This is a genomic window from Aeribacillus composti (assembly GCF_031760945.1).
GTDB lineage: Bacteria > Bacillota > Bacilli > Bacillales > Aeribacillaceae > Aeribacillus > Aeribacillus composti.
The window spans coordinates 2,238,847-2,250,444 of sequence record NZ_CP134501.1 but is presented as its reverse complement, the minus strand read 5'-3'; the positions used below and the strand labels follow the sequence as shown (position 1 = coordinate 2,250,444).

11 protein-coding genes are annotated in these 11,598 nt (G+C 40.7%); all 11 read left to right on the top strand.

The features are described from left to right. Positions 1–12 precede the first annotated feature (12 nt). Positions 13–354: a 50S ribosomal protein L19 gene (gene rplS, locus RI196_RS10840; RefSeq protein WP_063388424.1), complete on the top strand. Its 342-nt coding sequence runs from the start codon at positions 13–15 to the stop codon at positions 352–354. Positions 355–565: 211 nt separating this feature from the next. After that, positions 566–1,117, top strand: coding sequence for a signal peptidase I (gene lepB / locus RI196_RS10835; protein WP_063388423.1), 552 nt, complete (start codon positions 566–568; stop codon positions 1,115–1,117). Positions 1,118–1,126: 9 nt separating this feature from the next. Then, a complete protein-coding gene (gene ylqF / locus RI196_RS10830) occupies positions 1,127–1,981 on the top strand; it encodes a ribosome biogenesis GTPase YlqF (protein ID WP_063388422.1) in 855 nt (284 codons plus the stop codon). A gap of 265 nt (positions 1,982–2,246) precedes the next feature. Further along, on the top strand, positions 2,247–3,029 hold the full coding sequence (gene rnhB, locus RI196_RS10825) for a ribonuclease HII (RefSeq protein WP_375338750.1): 783 nt from the start codon (positions 2,247–2,249) through the stop codon (positions 3,027–3,029). A gap of 5 nt (positions 3,030–3,034) precedes the next feature. Further along, complete coding sequence (locus tag RI196_RS10820; RefSeq protein WP_311066235.1) at positions 3,035–4,522, top strand: hypothetical protein; 1,488 nt, start codon at positions 3,035–3,037, stop codon at positions 4,520–4,522. Continuing rightward, the gene (locus RI196_RS10815; RefSeq protein ID WP_063388419.1) at positions 4,519–4,788 is read left to right on the top strand and encodes an EscU/YscU/HrcU family type III secretion system export apparatus switch protein; all 270 of its coding nucleotides are present in this window, start codon (positions 4,519–4,521) and stop codon (positions 4,786–4,788) included. Before RI196_RS10820 ends, RI196_RS10815 begins: the two co-directional genes overlap by 4 nt. A 118-nt stretch (positions 4,789–4,906) precedes the next feature. Beyond that, on the top strand, positions 4,907–6,067 hold the full coding sequence (sucC, locus tag RI196_RS10810) for an ADP-forming succinate--CoA ligase subunit beta (protein ID WP_063388418.1): 1,161 nt from the start codon (positions 4,907–4,909) through the stop codon (positions 6,065–6,067). A gap of 17 nt (positions 6,068–6,084) precedes the next feature. Continuing rightward, the gene (sucD, locus tag RI196_RS10805; protein ID WP_066246522.1) at positions 6,085–6,987 is read left to right on the top strand and encodes a succinate--CoA ligase subunit alpha; all 903 of its coding nucleotides are present in this window, start codon (positions 6,085–6,087) and stop codon (positions 6,985–6,987) included. Beyond that, complete coding sequence (gene dprA, locus RI196_RS10800) at positions 6,965–7,930, top strand: DNA-processing protein DprA (RefSeq protein WP_082830336.1); 966 nt, start codon at positions 6,965–6,967, stop codon at positions 7,928–7,930. Before sucD ends, dprA begins: the two co-directional genes overlap by 23 nt. Positions 7,931–8,090: 160 nt before the next feature. After that, positions 8,091–10,169, top strand: a complete 2,079-nt coding sequence (topA, locus tag RI196_RS10795; protein WP_063388416.1) for a type I DNA topoisomerase — start codon at positions 8,091–8,093, stop codon at positions 10,167–10,169. 118 nt (positions 10,170–10,287) lie between these two features. Continuing rightward, positions 10,288–11,595, top strand: a complete 1,308-nt coding sequence (gene trmFO / locus RI196_RS10790) for an FADH(2)-oxidizing methylenetetrahydrofolate--tRNA-(uracil(54)-C(5))-methyltransferase TrmFO (protein ID WP_066246520.1) — start codon at positions 10,288–10,290, stop codon at positions 11,593–11,595. Positions 11,596–11,598 lie beyond the last annotated feature (3 nt).

Below are 11,598 nucleotides of genomic sequence, written 5' to 3'. Positions count from 1 at the left end.
GAGATGATTGCGATGCAAAAATTAATTGAAGAAATTACGAAAGAACAACTTCGCACAGATTTGCCTGAATTTAGACCTGGGGATACCGTCCGTGTTCACGTGAAGGTTGTTGAAGGCTCCCGTGAACGGATTCAGGTTTTTGAAGGAGTTGTGATTAAACGCCGCGGCGGCGGTATTAGCGAAACATTTACCGTTCGTAAAGTTTCTTACGGCGTAGGTGTTGAACGTACATTCCCGCTGCACACTCCAAGAATTGCGAAAATCGAAGTTGTTCGCCGAGGCAAAGTGCGTCGTGCAAAACTTTACTATTTGCGCAATCTACATGGTAAAGCAGCTCGCATTAAAGAAAGATAAACATTCGAACATAAAAAGGGCTTGTATTCAATACAGGCCCTTTTGTCATGTGAGCAGTCATTCACTTATGAATTCATTTAATATTTTTGGAAAAAATTATTTAACGAAAGCATAATCTGTTTAAAAATAGGTGGACATGTTCTTTTGTTAAGCCAATAATTGTATTAAAATAAATAAAAAACCATTTTAAAAACATAAAGGTGTGAAAGAAATGTCACGTAAAAAAAATGAATTTTTTGAGTGGATGAAAGCTCTAGGTGTCGCCGTCTTGTTGGCGGTCGTCATTCGGACGTTTTTCTTTGCTCCGATTGTCGTTGATGGAGTTTCCATGATGCCGACATTACAAGACCAGGACCGAATGATCGTGAATAAAATCGGAACGAAGCTTGGTGAAATAAAACGCTTTGACATTGTCGTCTTTCATGCAACGGAAGAGAAAGACTACATTAAGCGTGTCATCGGTTTGCCTGGCGATCATATAGAATATAAAGATGACACCCTCTACATTAACGGCAAGAAGTATGAAGAGCCATACTTGGAAAAATATAAACAAAACGGCGTGGATGGCCCTTTAACAGAACCATTTAAACTTGAAGACATTATTGGAAGATCAACTGTGCCTGAAGGCGAATTGTTTGTTATGGGTGATAATAGAAGATACAGCAAAGACTCGCGGCATATAGGGACCATTCCGATTGAATCAGTTATGGGGAAAACTAATTTTGTTTATTGGCCGCTTTCTGAATTTGGAGTTGTAAAGTAGGTGAAGTAGATGACGATTCAATGGTTTCCAGGGCATATGGCAAAAGCGAGACGGCAAGTTGTTGAAAAATTGAAACTGATAGATATTGTCTATGAACTTGTCGATGCCCGAATCCCTCAGTCATCGAGAAATCCGATGATTGATGACATTATTGCCAATAAAAAAAGAATTTTAATTTTAAATAAAAAGGATATGGCAGACGAAAGCATTACGAAAGAATGGATTCAGTACTACAAAGAACAGGGCATTGCATCAATAGCCATCGACTCGCAAACAGGATCAGGACTAAAACAAATCGTGCAGCTTTCAAAAGAACTGCTCGAAAAAGAACGTGAAAAAATGAAAGCAAAAGGGGTAAAACCAAGGGCGATCCGCGCATTAATTGTTGGAATTCCGAATGTCGGCAAATCAACGCTGATCAATCGCCTTGCAGGAAGAAACATTGCCAAAACCGGCGATCGTCCAGGCATAACGAAACAGCAAAGCTGGATCAAGACAGGAAAAGAATTGGAGCTGCTCGATACCCCAGGCATTCTTTGGCCGAAATTTGAAGATGAAGAAGTCGGGCTGAAGCTGGCTGCGACAGGCGCCATTAAGGATGAGATTTTAAATTTGCAGGATGTAGCAGCTTATGCGATGCGATACTTGATCAAGCATTATCCAGATCGTTTAATGGATCGCTATCAAATCGACAATCTATCAAATGAAAATGAAATCGTCGACTTATTTGATCATATTGGAAAAAAAAGAGGCTGTTTATCAGCTGGCGGCCTGATAGACTATGACAAGACGGCGGAAGTGTTCATAAGGGATGTTCGGACATTGAAGCTGGGGAAAATAAGTTTTGACCGGCCAAATGAATAAAGGCACGCATTCCGCGTGTCTATATTTTATTTTTAACAAAACTCGTTCACTTGAGAGAAGCGGTGCAATCGGCGCTTAACCGGTTAATCGGTTTTCCTTTCTTGACGGGTAAAGAGCTTTCGGGAAATAGTAAAAAAGTCTTGAAAGTCATTTGAGCATGTGAAAAATAGACGCTTAATCAAATTGCAGCCGAGGAAGCCGTTCATGTACAAACTATTCGAACGAAATTTACAAATGCAAATATTAAGGGAGAGGTTGAAGAAAGTTGAATTTAACGGCGAAGGAAATTGAAGAAAAGCTCAGTGCCATCCATGATATAAACGACCCTTTTTTTCTTGCCTGCCAAAAAGATGAGCGGAAAACCGTCCAAAAATTAGTAAAAAAATGGCTGAAGCAATATGAAAAAGAGCAGCAATTGAGACAGCAGTTTCAAAACATGTGCAAATACGAAAGAGCATTGAAAGAAAAGGGATTTCGAATGCTGGCAGGCATTGATGAAGTGGGAAGAGGGTGTCTTGCAGGTCCGGTCGTTGCTGCTTGCGTGATTTTGCCTGATGAATTTTATTTGCCGGGGCTGACGGACTCGAAAAAAATTTCGAAGCAAAAACGGGAAGAGTTTTTTCAATACATAATGGATCTGGCAGTAGATGTCGGGATTGGGTTTGTGTCGGCAAAAGAAATTGATGAACTAAACATTTACAATGCGACAAAAAAAGCAATGCTTTTAGCCATTGATCAGTTAAAGCAGGCAAAGCCGGATCATTTATTGATTGATGCTCTTGAATTACCAATTAATATTCCGCAGCTTTCCATCATTAAGGGTGATGAAAAAAGCATTACGATTGCAGCAAGCTCCTGCGTCGCAAAAGTTGTGAGAGACAGGTACATGGAAGAGCTGGGAAAGCAATTTCCGGAATACGGCTTTGAACGTCATGTGGGCTACGGCACAAAGCAGCATTTGGAAGCGATCGAGAAGCACGGTGTGACGGAGCATCATCGGAAAAGCTTTGCTCCTGTACAAGATGCGTTAAACTTTTTTAACGGGTGATAAGAATGAATGAAATATCTGCTCTTCTTAGGAAGATAAGTCTTCAATCTCTTTTTGATCCCGCGGCCAAAACATTTCAAGATCAAGAGATTGTGAAAGGAAAAGTGTTGAAAATTTATCCTAATTCTCATGCATTGCTTGCAATTGGAAAAATGAAATTAACCGCTGCTGTTGAGGCGGATATTCAAGCAATGAAAACTTATTGGTTTCAGACTGAAGTAACGGAAAGCGGAATCAGACTGAAGCTTTTGTTTCCGGAAAAAGATGAAGGTCATACAGGCCGAGCTATTCTTGAACATTTCCGCCTGCCTGCTGACAATACGGCCTCGCAGCTTATTGATTTGCTGCTGGAAAATGAAATTCCTTTTTCCAAAAAAGACTTGGCTCTTGCCATCAACATTTTGCAGTCCTTTAAGGGAAAAGCTCCTCGTGAAAGTTTATTTCAGGCGCTTCTCATCGCTTTTGAAAAAAAACTGCCAATTGCGGAGCATGTCATCCGTCCTTTGCTGGCTGTTCTAGACGAGAAGAAGCTGTCTCAGCTCCTTTTTCAATTAGACGAAATGTTAAACAATAGCGGAAGAGCCGAGGACATGAAAGATCTAAACCGAAACCTGTTTCAGCTTACAAACCTTCGTTTTCTTTATAAAGCCGAAGAAGTGAACCAAATATTGCGGGAAAGAAATGACACCTTTTCCAAGCAATTGTTGAATAAGCTTGAATTTTGGATGAAAGAAAATCCGCTAGCCATTAAGCAGCTTATACTGAATGAAAACAGTGAGCAAGCATTGCTTCAACCATTCACAAAAGACAAGGCGGACGGAAGTAGAATTGGACAAATGCTGAACGCGGAAGAAAAAAATACGTTGAAAGCGATGTTTCAGCAAAGCATCCACAACGTTTCCGCTCAAGAAGTGAAACAATTGTTAAAAACAGCGATAGCCAAAATCGGCTTATTTGAACATGCTGAAAGCAGTAGCGGTCAGAGTGAATGGCCATTAAAGACACTGCTTATAAAATATTTGCAAAATATGGAACATTCAAGTTTAAGAGGGGAGATGGAGCGCGCTTTAGATTACATAAACGGACAGCATTTTATGCGGGAACAAAAAGGACCTGTTGAACAATTTTTTATTCATGTCCCCATTCAGTTAGGAGAGCAATGGACGGATATTACAATCCAAATCAACGGAAAAAAAGACGAAACAGAAAAAATAAATCCTAATTTTTGCCGAATCGTTTTTTCATTGTATTTAAAAGAAATAAAAGAAACAGTAGTGGACGTATTCATTCAAAATCGCGCTGTAAAAGTTACGATTTACAACGACATTCTTGAAGAAAGCGATATTGTTCAGCATTTGGGAAGCCTTCAGGAAAATTTAAAACAAATCAATTATGTTTTAACAGGAGTTTCTATCCAAAAGGGAAAAACGGATGAACAAACTCAAAAGGTCATTTCCGGACAACCTTACCAGAAGGTGGACATCAAAATATGAAAAAAGAAACAAAAGATTTAAAAGCTGTTGCCCTCAGCTATAACGATGAAAAGGACGCCGCGCCAAAAGTATCGGCAAAAGGTAAAGGGTATGTCGCTGAAAAAATCATTGAAAAAGCGAGAGAAAACAATGTTCCGATTCAAGAAGATCCCTCGCTTATTGAACTTTTGTCAGAAGTGGAAATAAATGAGCAAATTCCCGAGGAGCTTTATGAAGTGGTAGCTGAGCTTTTAAGCTTTATATACCGCTTAGACCAGCAAAGATGAAATAAACGACGTCTTTTTATAAAGAATGGTAGACAATGATGAAACATTTTTATACAATGAAAGCGCAGTCTAAAATTGCCTCGAAAAGGCTAAGATACATAAGTTAGGAGGATGGGATATGAATATCCATGAGTACCAGGGGAAAGAAATCCTCAGAAAATACGGCGTCACGGTACCGAACGGCAAAGTTGCGTTTTCCGTTGAGGAAGCGGTTGAAGCTGCAAAAGAGCTGGGTACTGACGTAGTGGTAGTCAAAGCGCAAATTCATGCTGGCGGCCGCGGGAAAGCTGGCGGAGTAAAAGTAGCGAAAAGTTTAGAAGAGGTTCGCGAGTATGCTAGTGAATTGTTAGGAAAAACGCTCGTTACACATCAAACAGGACCAGAAGGAAAAGAAGTCAAACGTCTTTTAATTGAAGAAGGCTGTGACATTAAAAAAGAATATTATGTTGGTTTTGTTGTTGATCGCGCAACCTCCCGCGTTGTTTTGATGGCGTCTGAAGAAGGCGGCACCGAAATTGAAGAAGTGGCAGCGAAAACACCGGAAAAAATCTTCAAAGAATATATTGATCCGGCAGTAGGACTTCAACCTTTCCAAGCTCGCCGAATCGCATTTAACATTAACATTCCGAAAGAATTAGTCGGACAAGCTGTTAAATTTATGTTGGGACTTTATCAAGTATTTGTCGAAAAGGATTGCTCCATTGCGGAAATTAACCCGCTTGTCGTTACAGGCGACGGAAAGGTTATGGCTTTGGATGCCAAACTAAACTTTGACTCCAATGCATTATACCGTCAAAAAGATGTGTTGGAATATCGTGATTTAGATGAGGAAAATCCGAAAGAAATTGAAGCTTCAAAATATGATTTAAGCTACATAGCTCTTGATGGCAATATCGGGTGCATGGTAAACGGAGCAGGTCTTGCCATGGCAACGATGGATATTATTAAATATTACGGCGGTGAACCAGCAAACTTCCTAGATGTCGGCGGCGGCGCAACGGCAGAAAAGGTTACGGAAGCGTTTAAAATTATTTTGTCGGATGAAAACGTAAAAGGGATTTTCGTCAATATCTTTGGAGGCATTATGAAATGCGATGTCATCGCACAAGGTGTCGTTGAGGCGACAAAACAAGTTGGCTTGACGATCCCGCTAGTCGTTCGTCTTGAGGGAACGAATGTTGAGCTTGGTAAAAAAATACTAGAAGAGTCAGGCCTAAATATTACATCTGCAGAGTCTATGGCAGACGGGGCGCAAAAAATCGTTTCATTAGTGAAATAGGAAAGCGAGGGAGAAGAATGAGCGTATTTATTAATAAAGATACAAAAGTAATCGTTCAGGGGATTACTGGATCTACTGCGTTATTCCATACGAAACAAATGCTTGAATACGGAACGAAGATTGTCGGCGGGACATCCCCAGGCAAAGGCGGTCAGGAAGTCGAAGGAGTTCCGGTTTTCAACACGGTTGAAGAAGCGGTGAAACAAACCGGTGCCAATGCTTCCGTTATTTATGTCCCAGCTCCTTTTGCAGCGGATGCCATTATGGAAGCGGTTGATGCGGAGCTTGACCTAGTCATCTGTATTACAGAACATATCCCGGTTTTAGACATGGTCAAAGTAAAAAGATACATGGAAGGAAAGAAAACTCGATTAATCGGACCGAACTGCCCGGGAGTCATCACACCTGGCGAATGTAAAATCGGCATTATGCCTGGATATATCCACACTAAGGGACATGTCGGAGTCGTTTCCCGTTCAGGTACTTTGACATATGAAGCGGTTCATCAGCTTTCGCAAGCAGGCATTGGTCAGTCAACGGCTGTTGGAATTGGCGGGGACCCTGTAAACGGCACAAACTTCATTGATGTGCTAAAAGCATTTAACGAAGATCCGGAAACATATGCCGTCATTATGATTGGTGAAATCGGGGGTACAGCGGAAGAAGAAGCAGCTGAATGGATTAAAGCAAACATGACAAAACCAGTCGTAGGATTTATCGGCGGACAAACAGCACCTCCAGGAAAACGCATGGGACATGCGGGCGCAATTATTTCCGGAGGTAAAGGAACAGCAGCGGAAAAAATTAAGAAAATGAATGAATGTGGTATTAAAGTCGCAGATACTCCTTCCGTTATTGGTGAGACGTTAATCTCAGTTTTAAAAGAAAAAGGTTTATATGAAAAATGCAAAACTCATTAAAACAAAAGGAGTAGCCACAAGGCTATTCCTTCTTTATAGAATTGAGGTGAGGGCTATTAATCCTAGAAATTTATTAATAAAACTCGCTCATTGCAAAGGTGCGGCAAAGAGAAGAATCGTTCAGCTTTTTGAACAGGAAGGCATGTATGAAGAAGCTCTGCATCTAACGCCTCAAACATTAGCCACCCGTCTGTTTATTCCTCCTAAAAACTATTCAACGTTTATAGAAGATTACCAATCCATTTCAACGGAGAGCCTGCTAAACTATTATAAAAACAGGAATATCCATCTGATTACGATCATTGATTCCCATTATCCAACGTATTTAAAGCATATTTTTGATCCGCCTCCCGTTTTATTTTGCCAAGGGGATATTAGTCTATTAAAAAATATCCGAAATTTAAGCGTTGTCGGAACCCGTCATGCATCGAAATATGGCTGCGACCTTGTTCAATATTTTGTTACGCATTTGGCGAAGCAAAAATTTACGATAATCAGCGGGCTTGCCCTCGGTATTGATGCGAAAGCCCATTGGACGGCCATTGAGGAGAATTCGAAAACAATTGCCGTAATCGCTGGCGGATTTGATCATATTTATCCGAAAGAAAACATGGAGCTGGCTAAAATCATCCAAAAGGAGCATCTTCTCCTCTCTGAGCATCCTCCATATAAAAGACCGGAAAAATGGATGTTTCCAATGCGAAATAGAATTATTAGCGGATTAAGCTTAGGAACCTTTGTTGCTCAAGCTTCCAAACGAAGCGGTTCTCTTATCACTGCCCAGCATGCTTTGGAACAAGGGAGAATCGTTTTTTCACCCCCGGTGCCATTATTTGATCCATTATTTCAAGGGAATATACAATTGTTAAAGGAAGGGGCAGCGCTTGCCCTGTCACCTGATGAGATTATAGAAGAATTAAAGCCGATGTATGAAGAAAAATAATTTTTTTGCGTCTAAAGGCGGAAGCTGATGAATACTGTTTGACAAAATGCATTGGAATATTTAATAATAGTGAAGATTATTTTAACAGTTGAATGATCAACAATCATTTTCATAAACTGATGCATAAAAAGAGAGAAAACCTCTTAAGGAGGAAAAATGAATGTCGGACTACTTAGTCATTGTGGAGTCGCCAGCAAAGGCGAAAACAATTGAAAAGTATTTAGGAAAAAAATATACCGTGAAGGCTTCAATGGGCCATGTTCGGGACTTGCCTAAAAGTCAAATGGGAGTTGACATAGAGCACAATTTTCAACCAAAATACATCACGATAAGAGGGAAAGGGCCGGTTCTGAAAGAGCTCAAGAACGCTGCTAAAAAGGCGAAAAAAGTTTTTCTTGCAGCCGACCCGGACAGAGAGGGAGAGGCGATTGCGTGGCATTTAGCGCAAAGCTTAGATATTGATATCCAATCCGATTGCCGCGTTGTGTTCAATGAAATTACAAAAGATGCGATCAAAGATTCTTTTAAATCGCCAAGAGCTATTAACATGGATTTAGTTGATGCCCAGCAGGCAAGAAGGGTATTAGACAGGCTGGTCGGCTACAATATCAGCCCGATCCTTTGGAAAAAGGTAAAGAAGGGTTTAAGTGCCGGGAGAGTTCAATCTGTTGCTGTCCGTCTAATTATCGATCGTGAAAATGAAATTAAACATTTCAAGCCTGAGGAATATTGGACGATTAACGGAGACTTTCTTAAAGGAACGGAGTCGTTTGAAGCTGCTTTTTGGGGTGTTGAAGGCAAAAAAAAGGATTTGAAAACAGAAGAAGATGTAAAACAGGTGCTCCAAAAAGTTATTGGAAATGAGTTTACTGTAACGAAAGTAACAAAAAAAGAACGGAGAAGAAATCCTGCACCTCCATTTACAACTTCCTCTTTACAGCAGGAAGCTGCAAGGAAACTCAATTTCCGTGCGAAGAAAACGATGATGGTAGCACAACAGCTGTATGAAGGAATAGACCTCGGCAAGGAAGGCACTGTCGGATTGATTACTTATATGCGTACCGATTCCACGCGAATTTCAGACACAGCGAAATCGGAGGCAATCAGTTATATTGAAAAGATGTTTGGCAGTGAATATGCGCAAGCCAAAACGAGAGGAAGTCAGAAATCAGGCAATGTTCAGGATGCTCACGAAGCGATACGGCCGACCAGCGCTTTTCGAAATCCGGATGGAATAAAAGACTTTTTAACAAAAGACCAATATAAATTATACAAACTGATTTGGGAACGATTTATCGCGAGCCAAATGTCGCCGGCTGTCATGGATACGATGAGCGTTGATTTGGAGAACAATGGTGTTATGTTCCGTGCAAACGGTTCAAAAATCAAATTCCATGGTTTTATGAAAGTATATGTAGAAGGGACGGACGATCAAGAAGAAGATAAAAGCAATCGTCTTTTGCCTGATCTTCAGGAAGGGGATAAAATCTTTTCAAAAGATTTAAAACCGGAGCAGCACTTTACACAGCCGCCTCCAAGGTATACGGAAGCGAGGCTTGTCAAAACGCTGGAGGAATTAGGCATAGGACGTCCTTCTACATATGCACCGACGCTCGATACCATTCAAAGAAGAGGGTATGTTGCGCTTGAAAACAAACGATTTGTCCCAACAGAACTTGGCCAAATTGTCCACGAGCTGATGATGGAATTTTTCCCTGAAATTTTGGATGTGGAATTTACTGCGAAAATGGAGCATGATTTAGATGATATTGAAGAAGGAAAAGTAAATTGGGTAAAAATTATTGATGAATTTTATCATGATTTTTCAAAGAATGTTAAAAAAGCCGAAAATGAAATGGAAAAGGTAGAAATAAAAGATGAATATGCCGGTGTAAAGTGTGAAAAATGCGGAAGCGAAATGGTTTACAAAATGGGAAGGTACGGAAAATTTTTGGCTTGCTCCAATTTTCCAGACTGCCGCAATACAAAACCGATTTTAAAAGAAATCGGTTTGAAGTGTCCGAAATGCCATGAGGGAAATATTGTGGAGAGAAAGTCGAAGAGACGCCGCGTATTTTATGGATGTGACCGTTACCCAGAGTGCGATTTTATTTCTTGGGAAAAGCCGGTTGAAAGAAAATGTCCGAAATGTGGAGAAATTTTGGTAGAAAAACGTTTGAAAAAAGGTGTTCAAGTGCAATGTTCTTCTTGCGACTATAAAGAAGAACCGCAGCGTTAACAAATATCTTCTCTTTGGTGAGCAATGTAAAGCTCACCTTCTTCATGGAGATATTTCGGCAGTTTTTTACGAAAACACAACAAGAAGAGAGCTTTTATAAAGACGGAGGAGTGCTAAAATGAACAATCAAGTTGTCAACGTTATCGGTGCTGGGCTAGCTGGAAGCGAAGCGGCATGGCAAATTGCCAAAAGAGGAATTCAAGTTCGCTTGTACGAAATGCGTCCAAAAAAGCAAACTCCGGCCCATCATACGGATAAATTTGCTGAACTGGTCTGCTCTAATTCGTTGAGAGCCAATTCTTTGACAAATGCAGTCGGAGTATTGAAAGAAGAAATGAGAATGTGTGACTCCGTAATTATTTCGGCTGCTGATCAATGTTCCGTTCCGGCTGGGGGTGCACTTGCCGTTGATCGCCACGAATTTGCGGATATCGTCACTAAACGGGTGAAAGAACATCCCAATATTACCGTCTTTCACGAAGAAGTGACGGACATTCCAGAAGGGCCGACGGTAATAGCAACAGGACCTTTAACTTCAGAAGCATTATCGGAAGCATTAAAAAAGCTTACTGGCGAGGAATATTTATATTTTTACGACGCAGCCGCACCGATAATTGAAAAAGACAGCATTGATATGGAAAAAGTATATTTGAAATCAAGATACGACAAAGGGGAGGCTGCATATTTAAACTGTCCGATGACAGAGGAAGAGTTCGATCGCTTTTATGAGGCATTAATCAGCGCGGAAACTGTTCCTCTAAAAGAATTTGAGAAAGAAATCTTTTTTGAAGGATGCATGCCGATTGAAGTCATGGCAAAGAGAGGAAAGAAAACGCTTCTTTTCGGACCGATGAAGCCTGTCGGCTTGGAGCATCCCGAAACAGGAAAGCGTCCTTTTGCCGTCGTCCAGCTGCGGCAGGATAATGCGGCAGGGACTTTGTATAATATCGTCGGCTTCCAAACTCATCTAAAATGGGGTCCGCAAAAGGAAATCATTCAGATGATTCCGGGGCTTGAAAAGGCGGAAATTGTCAGATATGGAGTGATGCATCGAAATACGTTTATCAATTCCCCGAAACTGCTTAGACCAACTTATCAATATAAAGGGCGCGAGGATTTGTTTTTCGCCGGACAAATGACTGGCGTAGAAGGCTATGTTGAGTCAGCTGCTTCCGGATTAATAGCAGGCATTAATGCGGCATGCCTCGTTTTGGGAAAGGAATTGATTGAATTTCCTGATGAAACAGCAATGGGAAGCATGGCAAAGTATATTACAACGGCAGATCCGAATAATTTTCAGCCGATGAATGCGAATTTTGGTCTTTTTAAACCGCTTGACACCCACATTAAAGTGAAAAAAGAAAGAAATGAACAATTGGCAAAAAGAGCACTTCAAACTATTCAAAAAATTTCGAAAAAATTATAAAAT

What these genes read in the sequence shown, in the direction of transcription:
- RI196_RS10820 (WP_311066235.1), top strand. Translation starts at nt 3,035, where the DNA reads ATGAATGAAATATCTGCTCTTCTTAGGAAGATAAGTCTTCAATCTCTT.
- dprA (WP_082830336.1), top strand. Translation starts at nt 6,965, where the DNA reads ATGAAAAATGCAAAACTCATTAAAACAAAAGGAGTAGCCACAAGGCTA.
- ylqF (WP_063388422.1), top strand. Translation starts at nt 1,127, where the DNA reads ATGACGATTCAATGGTTTCCAGGGCATATGGCAAAAGCGAGACGGCAA.
- sucC (WP_063388418.1), top strand. Translation starts at nt 4,907, where the DNA reads ATGAATATCCATGAGTACCAGGGGAAAGAAATCCTCAGAAAATACGGC.
- RI196_RS10815 (WP_063388419.1), top strand. Translation starts at nt 4,519, where the DNA reads ATGAAAAAAGAAACAAAAGATTTAAAAGCTGTTGCCCTCAGCTATAAC.
- lepB (WP_063388423.1), top strand. Translation starts at nt 566, where the DNA reads ATGTCACGTAAAAAAAATGAATTTTTTGAGTGGATGAAAGCTCTAGGT.
- rplS (WP_063388424.1), top strand. Translation starts at nt 13, where the DNA reads ATGCAAAAATTAATTGAAGAAATTACGAAAGAACAACTTCGCACAGAT.
- trmFO (WP_066246520.1), top strand. Translation starts at nt 10,288, where the DNA reads ATGAACAATCAAGTTGTCAACGTTATCGGTGCTGGGCTAGCTGGAAGC.
- topA (WP_063388416.1), top strand. Translation starts at nt 8,091, where the DNA reads ATGTCGGACTACTTAGTCATTGTGGAGTCGCCAGCAAAGGCGAAAACA.
- sucD (WP_066246522.1), top strand. Translation starts at nt 6,085, where the DNA reads ATGAGCGTATTTATTAATAAAGATACAAAAGTAATCGTTCAGGGGATT.